Below are 17,013 nucleotides of genomic sequence, written 5' to 3' on the forward strand. Positions count from 1 at the left end.
GCTCAGGCGTGCAATCCCAACAGGTGCGCGCCGAGCGCTTCGGCCACCTCGATGCCGTCGACCGCCGCCGACATGATGCCGCCGGCATAACCCGCGCCTTCGCCGGCCGGGTAGAGGCCGCGCACGTTCAGGCTCTGGCAGTCCTTGCCACGGGTCACGCGCAGCGGTGAAGAAGTGCGCGTCTCCACGCCGGTGAGCACGGCGTCGGGCATCGAGAAGCCGGCGATCTGCCTGTCGAAGGCGGGCAGGGCTTCGCGGATCGCCGCCAGGGCGTAGTCGGGCAGGCTGGCGTGGCCGCGCTCGTCGCGCTCGGCCAGGTCGGTGAGATGCACGCCAGGCTGGTACGAAGGCAGCACGCTGCCCAAGGCGCTGCTGCGCTGGCCTTGGATGAAGTCGCCCACCAGCTGGCCGGGCGCCTGGTAGCCGCCGCCGCCCATCACGAAGGCGCGCGATTCCCATTGGCGCTGGAACGCCAGGCCGTCGAGCGGACCCACGGCGTGGCCGGCGCCGCGCGCCAGGCCGTCCTGCCGATAGTCGTCGGGCGAGATCGCCACCACGATGCCCGCATTGGCGTTGCGCTCGTTGCGCGAATACTGGCTCATGCCGTTGGTCACCACGCGCGCGACCTCGGAGGTGGCCGCCACCACGGTACCGCCCGGGCACATGCAAAAGCTGTAGACCGAGCGGCCATTGCTGGCGTGATGCACGAGCTTGTAGTCGGCCGCACCCAGCACCGGGTGGCCGGCGTTGGGGCCCAGGCGCGCACGGTCGATGAGGCCTTGCGGATGCTCGATGCGAAAGCCGATCGAAAACGGCTTGGCCTGCATGGCCACCCCGCGCCGGTGCAGCATCTCGAAGCTGTCGCGCGCGCTGTGGCCGAGTGCGAGCACGACGTGGTCGGTGCGCAGTTCTTCGCCCGAGGCGAGCGTCACGCCGCGGATGCGAGCGACCTGGCCGTCGGCGTGCGCGGCACCGCCTGTTTCGATCAGCACATCGACCACGCGCTGGCCGAAGCGCACCTCGCCGCCCAGCGCCACGATCTCGGCGCGCATCTTCTCGACCACGCCGACCAGCCGGAAGGTGCCGATGTGCGGCTTGCTCACGAACAAGATCTCTTCGGGCGCGCCGGCTTTGACGAACTCGTGCAGCACCTTGCGCGTGAGGTGGCGCGGGTCGCTGATCTGACTCCAGAGCTTGCCGTCGGAGAAGGTGCCGGCGCCGCCTTCGCCGAACTGCACGTTCGACTCCGGGTCGAGCACGCCGCGCCGCCACAGGCCCCAGGTGTCCTTGGTGCGTTCGCGCACCGCCTTGCCGCGCTCCAGCACGATCGGGGCCAGGCCCATCTGCGCCAGCACCAGCGCCGCGAAGATGCCGCAGGGGCCGAAGCCGATGACGATCGGCCGCGCTTGCTGCCGTGCCAGGAAATCGGCGCCAGCGTGGCCCACCAGGCGGTAGCGCGTGTCCGGTGCGCAGCGCACCTGAGGGTCGGCAGCGTGGCGCGCGAGCAGGGCGGCTTCGTCGCGCAATTCGCAGTCGACGGTGTAGATGAGCACCACCGCGGCCTTCTTGCGCGCATCGACGCCACGCTTGAAGAGGTGAACGGCCAGCAGCTCGGCGTCGTCGATGCCCAGGCGTTGCACGATCGCCTGGCGCAGAGCGCCCTCGGCGTGCCCCAGGGGCAGTCGCAGTTCGGTGATCCTCAGCATCGCTGCTGCGCGCTTTCGGGCCGAGTCCCGGCGCGAGGCCGGCGTCAGGGTCGCAGCAGGCGCGACCCGCGGCTTTAGCCGCCCCGCTTGGCCCGCTTGCCGGCGTTCTTCTTGCTGCGCGTGTGCGCGCCGCGCTCCAGGCTGCGCTTCTGGCCCCTGCCATCGGCAACGAGGGTCACGCCCTTGGGCGGGGTCGGCCGCGGCGTGGCAAGACGGTCGGCTTCGGTTCGGATCTTGTTGCCCATGGATGGCTCCGGGTGGCGGGTGAGTGATTGAGCGAACCGGCGATTAGGCCACAAGCGGTGCTGTCGCTCGCTGCAGAAGGTGGCGCATGGCCGCGGGGCATGCGCCAAAGCGCCCGCCGCCTCGCCGGACTGCGGCGAAGCGGCGGCACGCTTTCAGTAGCCCGCCAGGCCCAGCGTGCCGGCCACCGCGCTGGCGAGTTCGAGCTGCCCCGAGCTCGATGCCCGCAGCCGGCATGGATGCCGGCCTTGCCTTGCGCGACCGATCGGAACACCATCGTTTCCACTTGGGTCAACGGCGACGCACCAAAAGTTCATGCGTGCTGCATCTCGTTTCGATGGCTTTGCCTGGCTCCTCTGTGCGACCTGCGCAGCAGCGGCGCCACCGCCGCAGCCGGACTCGGCGGCGACCGGCGCTTGCGAGGCTGCCGTGGCCGAAACCCTGCGTGACATGCGCGGCAAGGCGGCCCAGGAGGTGCAGTTCGCCGCGGTGCGCCGTTTCCTGCCGTCGGCGTCCGTCGACGGCACCACCATTGCGGGCAGCGGTCGCTACGGTGCACGAGTGGGCGCAGCCAGGCCCTTCACGTACAGCTGCACCTACGCGGCGCAGACCGGCAAGGCCAGCGGCGTGGTGCTCAAGGAGACCGGCACCGCCGCGCCCGTTGCCGAGCGACCGTGGGAGCCGGACCTGACCCATCTCTCCCCGGACGCGTGCGAGGCTGCCGCCGCAGCAGCGTTGAAGGAAAAGTACCCACCGGTCGGGCGCATTACGTTCAGCTCCGACTCGAGGCAGCTTCGGCCCGCGCCGAACGCGCGCACCAGCCTCGAGGGGCAAGGCCAGCTGGAACGCGCGGCGGGCATGAACCCGGCGCCGTTCACCTACCGCTGCGTGGTCGAAACGAAGAGCGGCAAGCTCGTCAGCATGCATACCGACGACTGAAGCGAGCGGCGTGGGCGCGCTTCGGCGCAACACGTTCCGATCGAAATTGCGCTTCGTAGCCGCTCAGCCCGGGGCGGTGACTCGGCGCCGTCTCGCAGGCGACCTGGTGCGGCTTTGCAACCACGCTTTGGCGGGGCAGGCACGCGGTGCCCATGCACTACGTCACGTCGCAAACGGTTCTGTGCCAATGCGGAGTGTTAGTGCATACCTTCGTCATGAAGCCGTGAAGGTATGCACAGCGAAATCCAAAACGTCTCGTTACGCTCCGCCGAACTTCAAGAGTGCGGTGCGACCCGATGGGACGATCTAGAAACGAGCTGGGATTCATCGATGCGAGCAGCGCAACGCTGCCGCCATCGGCGTTCGCTTCAGTGCAAGGCGTGCCGCGCCGTGAACCTTCCTCTTCCTACTACATCCCGGTGCGCCGCAAGTTCGGCCTGTCCCTGGCCGCCGGACTGGCCTGGATGGCGTTCTCGGTGTTTGCGGCGCAGGGTTGGATCGAGCAGCTGTCGAGCGTCGTCGGTGCCGTGCCGGCCTGGCTCGCGATCTTCGGCATCGCCATCTTCCCGGGCTTCATGAACGCCTTTCTGGTCAGCAGCCTGTTGCTCGACCGCCGCCCGCCCATCAGCGTGCGCACCGAAAACCTGCCCGGCATCACGATCCTCGTGGCAGCCTACAACGAAGAAGCGAGCATCGTCTCGACGATCGAGAGCATCGCCCGCCAGCACTACCCGGGGCCGATGCAGGTGATCGTCATCAACGACGGCTCGACCGACGCCACCGCCGAGAAGCTTGCCGGCCTCGACTACGGCTGGCTGCAGGTCGTCACTCTCGAGAAGAACGCCGGCAAGTCCAGCGCCCTGAACGTGGGCCTGGGTCTCACGAAATTCCGGCTGACCATCACCGTGGACGGCGACTCCTACCTGTACCGCAACGCGCTGCGCAACCTGGTGGGCCGCTACCTCAGCGACCCGCCGGACACCAAGGCGGTGGCGGGGGCCGTGCTGGTGCGCAACTCGCGCAGGAACCTGGTCACCCGGATCCAGGAATGGGACTACTTTCATGGCATCGCCGCCATCAAGCGGCTGCAGAGCCTCTACCAGGGCACGCTGGTGGCCCAGGGTGCGTTCTCGATTTACGAGACCGCAACGCTGCGCTCGCTCGGCGGCTGGGCCGATACCGTCGGCGAGGACATCGTGCTCACGTGGGCGATGCTCGAGCGCGGCTATCGCGTCGGCTTCGCCGAGAACGCCTGCCTGTTCACCAACGCCCCCGAACGCTGGGGCCAGTTCATCAAGCAGCGCCAGCGCTGGTCGCGGGGGCTGATCGAAGCCTTCAAGACGCACTGGCGCCTGCTGTTCAAGCCGCGCATGAGCACGGTCTTCATCTGGTGGAACCTGCTGTTTCCCTACATGGACCTGGTTTACACCGTCGTGTTCATCCCGGGCCTGGTGCTGGCGCTGTTCGGCATCTACTGGATCGCCGGACCGATGACCTTGCTGGTGCTACCGCTGGCGCTGTTGGTCAACTACGTCATGTTCCGCATCCAGTCGAAGATGTTCCTCGAGCAGGGCCTGAAAGTGCGCAGCAACCTGCGCGGCTTTACCTTCTACGCGCTGCTCTACAGCATGGTGTTGCAGCCGGCCTGCGTGATCGGCTACCTGCAGGAAGTGTTCAACCGCAGCAAGACCTGGGGTACCAAGTGAAGGCGCTCATGCTGCGCGCGCTGCTGCTGGCGGCAACAGCGACCCCGGCCGCGGCACAGGACGTGTCCACGCGCCTGTACGCGAGCCGCGATTCCGATTCCTTCCATGAGTGGGTCGCGAGCGTCGGCTACACCGGGGCGCAGGGCTTTGGCCTCAAGGCCGGGGGCATGCGCTACAGCGCGCCCGCGTGGGCGGCAGACGGCGGTCTGCTCGCCGCCACCTACCGCAGCCACGGCGCGGATCGACAGGTCGACGCCAGCCTGGGCGTGGCGCGCGTCGGCGGCCAAGACCATGCCGTGGCCGCGCTCGACGTCCTGCAGAAGGTGGCGCCCGACACGACGCTCGGCTTCAGCGGCGAGCGCGACTATGTCAATTCGGTGCGCGGCATCGACCAGGGCTTGACCTTCAACAGCCTCGCGCTGGTGGCCGACCATGCCTTCAACGAGCGCTTCAACGTCGGCATGGCGGGCGGTGTGGCGCTGTTTTCCAACGACAACCGCCGTCCCTTCCTGCGTACGCGCTGGAACGCTTCGCTCGACGCGGACTGGGGGCTTAACGCCTACCTCAAGACGCGCAGCTACCGCAACACCTCTCCCAACCGGCCCGAGTACTACTCGCCGGAGCGTCTCAACGAGGTGTCGCTGGGCCTGTCGTCGCGCTTCGTGGCGGCCGAGCGCTTCGTGGTGAGCGCGCACGTCGACGGCGGCAGCCAGCACACCGACGCGGCCTCGCAGCCGATTTGGAGCTACTCCATCGGCCTGGGCTCGATGCGCAACAGCCGCTGGCGCTGGAGCCTGGCGTTGCAGGCTTCCAACGCCGCCTCGCTGCTCAGCGGCAGCAGTGCCTACCGCTACACCAGTCTGCTGGGCCAACTGAGCATGCCGCTGTAGCCGCGGCGCGCCACGCCGGGCGCGCGGGTCCGGCCGACGCGCTGCGCGCGGTCGTGACGGGCTGCGGCGACGCTGTGACTCGGTCGTTGAGCGCAGCCCGGTGTCTTCGATGTTGGCGAGCGCTGCGGCGCATCGCTCGCCCCAGCGAGCCGCAGGAATCCTGAGCACGATGGCGCAGCTTTCCCTGCGGCCGCAAGGCTCGCCGCCGACCTGGCGCGAACGCGCATTCCCGCGGTTCGCGCGACACTTCAAAGCCTGCCCGCCGCACCGTGGGCCCCAACCGCCTGACCGGCACGTTCAGCATGGACCCCTACGACCACGATCTCGAACGCGGCCTGCGCAACCGTCGCGCCATCCTCGGCGACGCCTGGGTCGACGCCTCGGTGGCCAACGCCAACGCCTTCAACGCCGACTTCCAGAACTTCATCACCCGCTATGCGTGGCACGAGGTCTGGGGCCGCCCGGGGCTCGAGGCCAAGACGCGCCGCATCGTCGTGCTGGCCATCACCTGCGCGCTCGGTCGCTGGGAGGAGTTCGAGCTGCACCTGCGCGCCGCGCTGGTGGGCGGCTCGGGCGCCGGACTCGGCGTGGGCGGCGACGCGTGTACGCGCCTGACTCCCGACGAGGTGAAAGAAGTGCTGATCCAGGCCGCCATCTATGCGGGTGTGCCGGCCGCCAACACCGGCGTGGCGATTGCCACCCGGCTGCTGCACGAACTCGGCCACGAACTGCCGCCCCGGCCGGCGACCGAGGTTGCGCACCCCGGCACCGGCCGCTCCCGCCGCACGGCCAGCACGCCAGCCTTGCACTTCACCGTGCGCGAACCACGCGGGCTCGCCGCGGGCGCACCGGCGCCGCACACCGTCGTGCTGAGCCACGCGCTCGGCTGCGACGTGAGCCTGTGGGACGCGCTGGCCAATGCGCTGGCCGCCGGCCATGCGCCGTCGGGCGCGCGCCCGTGCCGCGTCATCTGCCACGACCACCGTGGCCACGGCGACTCCGACGCGCCACCCGGCCCCTACACGATGGCCGAGCTGGCCGACGACGCCGCTCGCCTGCTCGTCGAACTGGGCACCGGCCCGGTGGTGTGGGTGGGCCTGTCGATGGGCGGCATGGTCGGCCAGGAGCTGGCGCTGAGGCATGCCGAGCGTGTGAAGGCGCTGGTGATCGCCAATTCGACCTCGGGCTATGACGAAGCGGCGCGCGCGCTGTGGCAACAGCGCATCGCGGCCATCGAGCAGGGCGGCCTGGAAGCCATCGCCGACGGCGCCATGCAGCGCTGGTTCAGCGACACCTTCCGGGCGACTGATCCCGCCACGGTGGCGCGCTGGCGCCGCCGCGTGGTGAGCACCTCGCAGGGGGGCTACCTGGGCAACTGCCACGCCATCCGCGACATGGACACGACCGCGCGGCTCGGGCGCATCAAGGTGCCCACGCTCGTCATTGCGGGCTCGCTCGACCAGGGCACGCCGGTGGCAATGTCGCGCACCATCGCAGAAGCCGTGCCGGGCGCCCGGCTCGCCGTGCTGGAAGGCGCCGCGCACCTGAGCGTGATCGAACAGCCGGCCGCCTTTGAGGCGGCGGTGCGCGGCTTGCTCGCCGGACTGAGCTGCTGAATCAAGTCGACACCGAAAGACACCGCATGAACCCCGCCTACATCGTCGACGCCATCCGCACCCCCTTCGGCCGCTACGGCGGCGCGCTCGCCAGCGTGCGTGCCGACGACCTGGGCGCCATTCCGCTCAGGGCCCTGATGGCGCGCCACCCCGGGCTCGACTGGAGCGCCGTCAGCGACATCCTCTACGGCTGCGCCAACCAGGCCGGCGAAGACAACCGCAACGTCGCGCGCATGAGTGCGCTGCTCGCCGGCCTGCCGGTCGAACTACCGGGCGCCACCCTCAACCGCCTGTGCGGCTCGGGCCTGGACGCGCTCGGCAGCGCGGCGCGCGCCATCAAGGCCGGCGAGGCGCAGCTGATGCTGGCCGGCGGCGTGGAAAGCATGAGCCGCGCGCCCTTCGTGATGCCCAAAGCCGAGAGCGCCTTCGGCCGCGCGAATGCCGTCTACGACACCACCATCGGCTGGCGTTTCGTCAACCGGCTCATGAAGGAGCAGTACGGCGTCGACTCCATGCCCGAGACCGCCGAGAACGTGGCGCGCGACTACGGCATCGAGCGTGACGCGCAGGACCGCATGGCGCTGGCCTCGCAACAAAAGGCGGTGGCGGCGCAGCAGAGCGGCTTCTTCGACGCCGAGCTGACGCCGGTCTCGATTGCGCAGAAGAAGGGCGAGCCCATCGTCGTTGCCAAGGACGAGCACCCGCGCGCAACCAGCCTCGAGTCGCTCGCGAACCTAAAGGGCGTGGTCAGGCCCGACGGCACGGTCACGGCGGGCAACGCCAGCGGCGTCAACGACGGCGCCTGCGCGCTGCTGCTGGCCAGCGAGGTGGCGCTGAAGACGCATGGCCTCACGCCGCGCGCGCGTGTGGTCGGCATGGCGACGGCGGGTGTGGCGCCGCGCGTGATGGGCATCGGCCCGGCGCCGGCCACGCGCAAGGTGCTGGCGCTCACCGGCCTCGCGCTCGCACAGATGGATGTGATCGAGCTCAACGAGGCCTTTGCCGCGCAAGGCCTGGCGGTGCTGCGCCAGCTCGGCCTGCAAGACGACGACCCGCGCGTCAACCCCAACGGCGGCGCCATTGCGCTCGGCCACCCGCTCGGCGCCAGCGGCGCGCGGCTGGCCACCACCGCGGTCAACCAGCTTCACAGGAGCGGCGGGCGCTACGCGCTGTGCACCATGTGCATCGGCGTGGGGCAGGGCATTGCGGTGGTGCTCGAGCGGGTGTGACGGCGCCCCGGGTGCCCGAGGCGGCACCCTCGGCGAGCCCGACGGTACCGGCGCCCAAGGCCGCGGCGTTGCCGGCGCCTGAGCCTGCCGCGAGCGGCGAGCGGCGAGCGCTGAAGCGCGCCGCTCGTCTGCGCATACCCGGCGTGCAACGACGAGGCGAGCGCGCGGATCAGGCGTCGCGCCAGCCCAGTCCCTGCGTCGTGCCGGCGCGCGGCCGGTACTCGCAGCCCACCCAGCCGTCGTAGCCGAGCGCGTCGATGAGCGGCAGCAGATAGCGGTAGTTCAGCTCGCCCCCACCCGGCTCCTGGCGCTCGGGCACACCGGCGATCTGGAGGTGCCCGACGCCACCGCTCGGGAGGTACTGGCGCAGCTTCATCGCCACGTCGCCCTCGACGACCTGGCAGTGGTAGAGGTCCATCAGCACCTGCAGGTTGGGCGCACCGACGAGTTGCACGATTTCGTGAGCATGGTCCTGGCGGTTCAAGAAGTAGCCCGGCATGTCGCGCCCGTTGATCGGCTCGATGAGCACCGTGACGCCGACGCTTGCCGCCTGCGCCGCGGCCCATGCGAGGCGCTCGACGTAAAGGCCCTGCAGCGCCGCCCGCTCGCCGCCCGAAGGCACGCAGCCGGCCATCACGTGCAGCCGCGGGCAGCGCAGCGCCTGGGCGTACGCGAGCGCCTCGTCAACGCTGCGCCGGAACTCGTCCTGGCGGTCCTCGAGGCACGCCATGCCGCGCTCGCCTCTGGCCCAGTCGCCCGCCGGCGCGTTCATCAGCACCAGCGGCAAGCCGGCGGCGTCGAGCCGCGCGCGCAGCGCGGCGGCGCCATGTTCATAGGGGAACTGCCATTCGACGGCGGCGAAGCCGTCACGCGCGGCGGCGCCAGGGCGGTCGAGGAAGGGATGCTCGGTGTAGAGCAGGGAAAGGTTGGCGGCCAGACGGGGCATGGACGATGGTTTCAAGCCTCGATTTGCAACGTCGCAGGAAAACTCGGCTCCCGCCAGTGTCGCGAGGCCTGCTCATACGCATGGCCCAGGCTCAGCACCCGCGCGTCGCTCCACGCCGTGCCGACGAAGCTCAGTCCCAGTGGCAGCCCGTTGACGTAACCCGCTGGCACGGTGAGATGCGGATAACCGGCCACTGCGGCGGGCGTGGAGAAGCTGGCGCCGTGGTGGTCGCCGTTGATGGTGTCGGTGAGCCAGGCCGGCCCGCCGGTGGGTGCGACGAGGGCGTCCAGGCGGTGCTTGCGCAGCGCAAGGTCGATGCCTTCGCGGCGCGACCAGCGCAGGTTGTTGGCCAGCGCGTCGAGGTAGGCGCGGCTTTTCAGGCCGCCCAGTGCCTGAGCGCGCACGAGCAGCTCCTGCGAGAAGTGAGGCATTTCCCTGAAACGATGCTGCTCGTTGAAGGCGATAACGTCGGCCAGCGTGCGCACGGCCGAGCCCTGGCCGAACTCGGCCAGGTAGGCGTCGAGGTTGGCCTTGAGTTCGTAGAGCAGCACGGTGAGTTCGCTCTCGGCGTAGCGTTCGGGCGGCGGCAAGGCCACGGGATCGACGAGCACCGCGCCGCGAGCCTGCAGCAGCTCCAGTGCGCGCTCGTAGATCGGATCGATGCGGTCGTTGCCGCTGAAGGCGCTGCGCACCACGCCCAGGCGCGCACCGCGCAGGGCGTTGGCGTCGAGCTGCAGCACATAGTTGACATTGCTCGGCGCCTTGCGCGTGGCGGCGTCGCGCGCATCGGGTCCGGCCAGCACACCGAGCAGCAGCGCGGCCTCGGCAACGCTGCGCGCCATGGGGCCGGGTGTGTCCTGGTTGTGGGCGATGGGCACGACGCCGTCGCGGCTGACGAGGCCGAGCGTGGGCTTGAAGCCAACCAGGCCGCAGATCGATGCCGGCGAGACGATCGAGCCGTCGGTTTCGGTGCCCACGGCCAGCGGCGCGAGCCCTGCCGCTACCGCCGCGGCCGAGCCGGCGCTGGAGCCGCTGGTGTTGCGGTCGAGCGCGGAGGGGTTGCGCGTGAGGCCGCCGCGCGCGCTCCAGCCGCTGGTCGATCGGGTGGAGCGAATGTTGGCCCACTCGCTGAGGTTGGTCTTGCCCAGGATCACGGCACCGGCTGCGCGCAGGCGCGCGACCAGGTGCGCGTCGCGCGGCGCCTGGGCGCCCATCAGCGCGAGCGAGCCGGCGGTGGTTTGCATGCGGTCGGCCGTGGCGATGTTGTCCTTGATCAGCACCGGCAGGCCGTGCAGCGGGCCGCGCGGCCCCTTGTCGCGCCGCTCGACGTCAAGCGCCGCAGCCAGCGGCAGCGCATCGGCGTTGAGTTCGATGATCGAGCGCAGCTGTGGGCCGTTGCGATCAATCGCCTCGATGTTCGCCAGGCAGGCACGCACCAGGCGCTCGGCGCTGAGCGTGCCGTTGGCCATCTGCGCTTGCAACTCGCTGGCCGAGGCGTAGGCGAGCGCCTCGTCTTCGGTGGCGGCGGCGGCGGCGGGGACAGCAGTGGCGCCGATGACCGCGCTGCTTTCTGCCGGCATGGCCAAACCTCCGGCAAGGCTATGGACGAACTGGCGACGTTGCATGGGTTGGCGGCGCGGGTGACGGTGAGTCGCGATGCTAGCCCACCGACTCATTGAAATGCGTGCCGAGGGACGTGCGCGACGGGATGCGGTGCGCGGCGCGAAGCACCGTCATGCCCATCGGCATCGCGAGCCTTCGAAACGCGGCAGCGTGCCACCTCGCGCGGACAGCGGCGCGCCGATTTCAGTGCTTCGCGGGACTGTCCCAACGTCGTCGCCGGCAGCGCCGCGCCGCGCAAGGCGCTCTGTCCAGACGTCCTGACGACACGGCGCAACAATCGCGGCTTTGGCATTGAAGTTGCGCGGAAAGCGTGACGGATTTAACACCCTTGGTTCCAGGCGGCTGGTCAGGATGAGAAATCCGTCTCACTTGCAAGAGCCTGACGGTGCGCTTTTCAACACAAAACACACCAGCGAAAGGCAATCCATGAGCGACGCATTCGTTCGACAAGGTGAATTGACCGACATCCAAAGCTATCCGGCCTGGGCGCAAGACATGGTCGAGAGCTGCACCGAAGTGCGCACACGCGTCGCGGCGCACCCGCTGTTCCACAAGATGCGTGATGGCGAACTCGACGCCAGCCAGCTCAGCACCTTCCTGGTCGGCGTGTGGCCGGTGATCGAGCAGTTTCCGCAGTACATGGCGCAAAGCCTGCTCAAGGTTCAGTACGGGCGCTCGCGTGGCCACGACGAGGCGCGGCGCTACCTGATCCGCAACATTCGCGTCGAGCAGAACCACGCCGACCACTGGCTGCAGTGGGCGCTCGCCAGCGGCGTGAGCCGAGACGACTTGCTGCACGGCGAAGTGCCGCCCGAAACCCATGCGCTCAGCCACTGGTGCTGGCACACCTGCGAGCGCGACTCGCTGGCCGCCGGCATGGCCGCCACCAACTACGCGATCGAAGGCGTGACCGGCGACTGGTCGGCATTGGTGTGCGCCTCCGACGTCTACGAGAACGGCTTTGCCACCGACGTGCGCGCCAAGGCGATGAAGTGGCTGAAGCTGCACGCCAAGTACGACGACACCCACCCGTGGGAAGCGCTCGAGATCATCTGCGCGGTGATGGGCAGCAACCCCACGCAGCGCGGCGTGGCGCTGATCCGCTCGCGCGTGGTGACGAGCTACGAGTACATGCGCCTCACGCTCGACCACTGCCTCGAGGCCGAGCAAGTGGTGTCGCGCCCGATGCCACTGGTCGAGCTCGTGTACGAGGAACGCAAGCGGGCCTGAGGGAGAAGAAGCCCCCAACACTCTCCGGCTTGCGGGAGAGAGGGGGCAAGACGATGCGAGCGCTGGTTTGGCCGGCTCCCTCTACCGCGCTGCGGGAGAGGGGTCGGGGTGTGAGGGTGGCTCAGCGCGCGCTGCTCAGCGTCGCGCTGGCCTGCGTCGGCGCGGCCCAGCCGCCGCCGAGCGCACGGTAGACCACCACCAGCGCGGTGGCAGTCCCGATCTGCGCCTGCACCAGCTGGTCGCGGTTGACGAGAGCCTCGCGTTCCGCGTCCAGCACGATGAGGAAATCGGTGACCCCGGCTTCGAAGCGCAGCCGTGCCAGCCGCACCGCTTCCTCGGCGCTGCGCGCGGCGGCGTCCAGTCGCTCGGCGCGCTGTGCGCTGCGGTTGAAGCCGCTGAACGCGCCTTCGGTTTCCTCCAGCGCGATCGCTACGGTTTGCTCGTAGCGCGCCAGGCTCTGCTGCGCGCGCGCTTCGCTGGCGTCGACGCGGGCGCGCAGCCGGCCGGAGTCGAACGGCGTCCAGGTCAACCCGACGCCGAGCGAGTACAGCGTCGACTCGCCCTTTCCGAGATCGCCCAGGACGGCGGCATTGAGGCCCAACAAGCCGCTCAGCGAAATGCGCGGAAAAAGATCGGCCTTGGCCACGCCGATGTTGGCGGTGGCCGCCGCGAGCTGGCGCTCGGCGGCCAGTACATCGGGGCGGCGCTGCAGCCATTGCGTCGGCGTGCCGATCGGCAAGCTGGCCAGGTCGGTCACGGGCAGGCCGGGCAGCGGGGCCGGCGACGCCAGCTCGGCGAGCAGCGCGCGCGGCGCCTCTGCGGTAAGCGTGGCAAGACGCAAGGCCGCGCGTTCGATCGCCGTCTGCAGCGCCGGCAGCGCCGCTTCGGTGCTGGCCACCAGGGTGGTGGCGCGCGCCACGTCGAGTTGCGTGCCGCGGCCGGCGTCCAGGCGTGCCTGGACGATGCGCAAGGCCTCGCGCTGGTTCACCAGCGCGGCCTCGGTCACCTGGGCTCGCTGCTGCAGCCCGCGTAACTCCAGGTAGTTGCGTGCCACCTCGGCCGCCACGGCGGTGTGCGCCGCGCCCAGGCCGGCCTCGCTCGCGCCGACCAGCGCCGCGGCCGATTCGCTGGCACGCCGGTAGCGGCCGAAGAAGTCGAGTTCCCAGTTGGCGATGAAGCTCGCGTCGTAGACCGTGCCGGTGCGCTCGCTGCGCGTGGCGCCGGGCTGCTGGGTACTGGGCCGCACCGAGCGCGTGATGCCGCTGTCGATGCCGGCGCCGGGCAGCGCGTTCGCGCCGGCCTCGACCAGGCTGGCGCGCGCCTCCTGCAGCCGCGCCTGGGCGATGCGCACATCGCCGTTGGCGAAAAGCGCGCGCTCGATGAGCGCCGTGAGCGCCGCGTCGTTGAAGCCGCGCCAGAAGCTGGCGATGTCGGGTGAGGCCACCTGCGCATCGGTGGCGCTGGCGCCGGCATTGATGAAGCCGGTATCGAGCGCGCTGGCAGGACGTTCGTAGTTCGGGCCGACCGCGCAGGCGGCCAGGGCCAGCGCGGACAGCGCAACGAGCGCGCCGCGCCCGGTGTTCGCGGTGAACGAATGTTTCTGGTGCTGCCGCTCACGCATCGCCGTCTCCTTCGGACTGTTTGCGCGGCGCCTGCGCGAGCATGCCGCCGCCCGGCTGCGCAGCCTCGCGGCGGCGTGCTCCGCGGCTGCGCAGCAGCACATAGAAGACCGGCGTGAGAAAGATGCCGAACAAGGTCACGCCCACCATGCCGGAGAACACTGCAATGCCCATCGCGCGGCGCATCTCGCTGCCCGCGCCGCTGCCCAGGATGAGCGGCACGACGCCGGCGCAAAACGCGATCGAGGTCATCAGGATGGGTCGCAGGCGCATGCGGCAGGCGTGGATGACGGCGTCACGCAGGCGCTCGCCGCGCTCTTCGAGGTCCTTGGCAAACTCGACGATCAGGATCGCGTTCTTGCACGCCAGGCCCACCAGCACCACCAGCGCCACCTGGGTGAAGATGTTCAGGTCGCCCGGCTGCAGGAACGGCGCAAAGCGCGACAGCCACACGCCGAACAGCGCCGCCAGGATGCACATCGGCACGATCATCACGATGGCCATCGGCAGGCTCCAGCTCTCGTATTGCGCGGCCAGCACCAGCACCACCAGCAGCACCGAGATCAGCAGCGCGGCCGCGAGGGTCGGCAACTGGATCTGCGTGCCGGGCAGGGTGAGGTTGCGCGTGAGGCGGTCCTGGTAGCTCAGCTCGGTCCATTCGTAGCTCATGCCGCGCGGCAGCGCCTGTTTGAGCAGGCCTTCGATTTCGCCCTCGGCCTGTCCGGAAGAGAAGCCCGGCTTGGCTGCGCCGTTGACGTCGGCGGCCGGGTAGCCGTTGTAGCGCGTCACGCGCGTCGGGCCGAAGGTCGGCTCGACCGTCATCAGCGCGCCCAGCGGCACCATCTCGCCGGCCGCGTTGCGCGTCTTCAGCGCGGTGATGGACTGGGCGTCGGCGCGAAAGGGTGCGTCGGCCTGCACGATCACTTGGTAGGTCTTGCCGAACTTGGTGAAGTCGTTGACGTAGAGCGAGCCGAGGTTGACCTGCATGGTGTCGTAGATGTCGGCCAGGTTCACGCCCATCTGCTTGGCGCGCGTGCGGTCGACGTTGGCATAGAGCTGCGGCACGTTGATGTCGTAGGTTGAGAACGGCGTGCCGATGGCCGACTGCGGGTTGCCGTAGATGCCTCCGAGCGCGCCCCACACCGCGCCGTAGAGCGCCTGTTCGCCCAGACCGCTGCGGTCCTGCACCTGCAGCTTGAAGCCGCCCGCGTTGCCCAGGCCGTCGACGCCCGGCGGCGGCACGACGAACATGCGCGCGCCCTGGATTTGCTGGATGGCGCCGTTGACCTGGCCGAGGATCGCGTCCTTGGACAGCTGCGGCGTGGTGCGCTCCTCGAAGGCAGCGAGCGTAAAGAACACGATGCCCTCGTTGGGCGAGGCCGAGAAACCGGCGATCGACAACCCCGGGAAGGCCACCGACTCGGCGATGCCCGGCACCTTCAGCGCGATGTCGCTCATCCGGCGGATCACCGCGTCGGTGCGATCGAGCGAGGCGCCGGCCGGCAGTTGCGCAATGCCGATCAAATACTGCTTGTCGGGCGCGGGCACGAAGCCGGCCGGGATGCGCGTGAACAGCAAGGCCGTGAGTCCGAGCAGCACGACGTAGACCAGCATCGCGGCCGACCTGCGCTTGACGATGCCGGTCACGCCGCGGCCATAGGCTTGGCTCGAGCGTGCGAAGAAGCGGTTGAACCAGCGGAAGAAGCCGCCGAACACGGCGTCCATGCCGCGCGTGAGCCAATCCTTGGGCGCGTCGTGCGGGCGCAGCAGGATGGCGCTCAGCGCCGGTGAGAGCGTGAGCGAGTTGAACGCCGAGATCACCGTCGAGATCGCGATCGTCACCGCGAACTGCTTGTAGAACTGGCCGGTCAGGCCGGGCACGAAGGCCAGCGGCACGAACACCGCGCACAGCACCAGTGCGATGGCGATGATCGGGCCCGACACCTCGCGCATCGCCTTGATGGTGGCCTCGCGCGGCGCCAGGCCGCTCTCGATGTTGCGCTCGACGTTCTCGACCACCACGATGGCGTCGTCGACCACGATGCCGATCGCCAGCACCAGGCCGAACAGCGTGAGCGTGTTGATCGAATAGCCCAGCAACAGCAGGAAGGCGAAGGTGCCGACGATCGACACCGGCACCGCCAGCAGCGGGATGATGGAGGCGCGCCAGGTCTGCAAGAAGATGATGACCACCAGCACCACCAGCCCCACGGCTTCGAGCAAGGTGATCACCACCTTTTCGATCGAGGTCTGCACGAAACGCGTCGGGTCGTAGACGATGGCGTAGTCCATGCCCTGCGGGAAGGCGGGCTTGAGCCGCTCCATCGCCGCGCGCACCTTGTTCGAGAGTGCCAGCGCGTTGGAGCCCGGCGCCTGGAACACCGCGATCGCCGCCGCTTCCTTGTTGTTGAGCAGGCTGCGCAGCGAGTAGGTGTTGCCCGAGAGCTCGACGCGGCCGAGGTCGCGCACGCGGATCATGCCGCCGGTGGCGGGGTCGCTGCGCACGATGATGTCGGCGAACTCCTCCTCGTTGGCCAGGCGCCCCTGGGTGTTGACCGAGAGCTGGAATTCGACGCCCTTGGGCGCGGGCGGCGCTCCCACCGTGCCGGCCGCGACCTGCGCGTTCTGCTCGCGGATGGCGGCAACGACCTCGCCGCTGGTGATGCCGCGCGAAGCCAGCTTGCCCGGGTCGAGCCAGATGCGCATGGCGTAGTCGCCGGCACCGAACAGCAGCACCGTTCCCATGCCGGGAATGCGCAGCAGTTCGTCGCGAATGTTGAGCTGGCCGTAGTTGCGCAGGTAGAGCGCGTCGCGGCTGTTGTCGGGGCTGACGAGGTGCACCACCATCGTCAGGTTGGGGCTCGACTTCTCGGTCGTGACGCCGATCTGCCGCACGATGTCGGGCAGGCGCGGTAGCGCCCGGTTGATGCGGTTTTGCACCGCGGTCTCGGCCACTTCGGGGTTGGTGCCGATCTTGAACGTGACCGTGACCGTGAGGCTGCCGTCGGACGTCGCCTGCGACTCGAAGTACAGCAGGTTCTCGACACCGTTGATCTGCTCTTCAAGCGGTGTGGCCACCGTCTCCGAGATCACGCGCGGATTGGCGCCGGGGAACTGCGCACGCACCACGATCTGCGGCGGCGCGACCTCGGGGTATTCCGACACCGGCAGCTGGAAGATCGCCAGCAGGCCGATGAGAAAGGTGAAGATCGCCAGCACGCCGGCAAAGCGCGGCCGGTCGATGAAGAAGTGCGCGATGTCCATGG

The 17,013-nt window shown here is 69.5% G+C and carries 12 protein-coding genes; 6 read left to right on the top strand and 6 right to left on the bottom strand.

Annotation, left to right across the window (positions count from 1 at the left end; all coding sequences use genetic code 11):
* Nucleotides 1–2 precede the first annotated feature (2 nt).
* Both RMO12_RS07430 and RMO12_RS07435 read right to left on the bottom strand, forming a co-directional pair.
* Nucleotides 3–1,706, bottom strand: a complete 1,704-nt coding sequence (locus RMO12_RS07430; RefSeq protein WP_309638795.1) for an FAD-dependent protein — start codon at nt 1,704–1,706, stop codon at nt 3–5.
* 74 nt (nt 1,707–1,780) lie between these two features.
* Complete coding sequence (locus RMO12_RS07435) at nt 1,781–1,951, bottom strand: hypothetical protein (protein WP_309625928.1); 171 nt, start codon at nt 1,949–1,951, stop codon at nt 1,781–1,783.
* A 427-nt stretch (nt 1,952–2,378) separates the two neighbouring features.
* On the opposite strand from RMO12_RS07435, the gene RMO12_RS07440 reads away from it, so the two are divergent.
* The 5 genes from RMO12_RS07440 (at nt 2,379) to pcaF (ending at nt 8,329) form a co-directional block, all read left to right on the top strand.
* Entirely contained in the window at nt 2,379–2,888 is a 510-nt protein-coding gene (locus RMO12_RS07440; RefSeq protein WP_309638796.1) for a hypothetical protein, read from the top strand.
* 296 nt (nt 2,889–3,184) lie between these two features.
* A complete protein-coding gene (locus RMO12_RS07445) occupies nt 3,185–4,594 on the top strand; it encodes a glycosyltransferase (protein WP_309638797.1) in 1,410 nt (469 codons plus the stop codon).
* Nucleotides 4,595–4,602: 8 nt separating this feature from the next.
* Nucleotides 4,603–5,484 carry a hypothetical protein gene (locus RMO12_RS07450; protein WP_309638798.1) on the top strand — a complete coding sequence of 294 codons (882 nt, stop codon included), beginning with the start codon at nt 4,603–4,605 and terminating at the stop codon, nt 5,482–5,484.
* A 302-nt stretch (nt 5,485–5,786) separates the two neighbouring features.
* Nucleotides 5,787–7,100, top strand: coding sequence for an alpha/beta fold hydrolase (locus tag RMO12_RS07455; RefSeq protein ID WP_309638799.1), 1,314 nt, complete (start codon nt 5,787–5,789; stop codon nt 7,098–7,100).
* Between the two features lie 26 nt (nt 7,101–7,126).
* Nucleotides 7,127–8,329: a 3-oxoadipyl-CoA thiolase gene (gene pcaF, locus RMO12_RS07460; protein WP_309638800.1), complete on the top strand. Its 1,203-nt coding sequence runs from the start codon at nt 7,127–7,129 to the stop codon at nt 8,327–8,329.
* 169 nt (nt 8,330–8,498) lie between these two features.
* Here pcaF and otnI read toward each other — a convergent pair whose 3' ends face one another.
* Nucleotides 8,499–9,275 (bottom strand): 2-oxo-tetronate isomerase, encoded by a 777-nt coding sequence (gene otnI, locus RMO12_RS07465; RefSeq protein ID WP_309638801.1) that lies wholly within the window; start codon nt 9,273–9,275, stop codon nt 8,499–8,501.
* Nucleotides 9,276–9,286: 11 nt separating this feature from the next.
* Nucleotides 9,287–10,900, bottom strand: coding sequence for an amidase (locus tag RMO12_RS07470; RefSeq protein WP_309638802.1), 1,614 nt, complete (start codon nt 10,898–10,900; stop codon nt 9,287–9,289).
* A gap of 424 nt (nt 10,901–11,324) precedes the next feature.
* Here RMO12_RS07470 and RMO12_RS07475 point away from each other — a divergent pair, with 424 nt between their 5' ends.
* On the top strand, nt 11,325–12,128 hold the full coding sequence (locus tag RMO12_RS07475) for a TenA family transcriptional regulator (RefSeq protein WP_405029634.1): 804 nt from the start codon (nt 11,325–11,327) through the stop codon (nt 12,126–12,128).
* A 121-nt stretch (nt 12,129–12,249) separates the two neighbouring features.
* Here RMO12_RS07475 and RMO12_RS07480 read toward each other — a convergent pair whose 3' ends face one another.
* The gene (locus RMO12_RS07480; RefSeq protein WP_309638804.1) at nt 12,250–13,749 is read right to left on the bottom strand and encodes an efflux transporter outer membrane subunit; all 1,500 of its coding nucleotides are present in this window, start codon (nt 13,747–13,749) and stop codon (nt 12,250–12,252) included.
* Nucleotides 13,742–17,011: a multidrug efflux RND transporter permease subunit gene (locus RMO12_RS07485; RefSeq protein WP_309638805.1), complete on the bottom strand. Its 3,270-nt coding sequence runs from the start codon at nt 17,009–17,011 to the stop codon at nt 13,742–13,744. Before RMO12_RS07485 ends, RMO12_RS07480 begins: the two co-directional genes overlap by 8 nt.
* Between the last annotated feature and the right edge of the window lie 2 nt (nt 17,012–17,013).

It is taken from the genome of Methylibium sp. (assembly GCF_031393925.1).
Taxonomy (GTDB): domain Bacteria; phylum Pseudomonadota; class Gammaproteobacteria; order Burkholderiales; family Burkholderiaceae_C; genus Methylibium.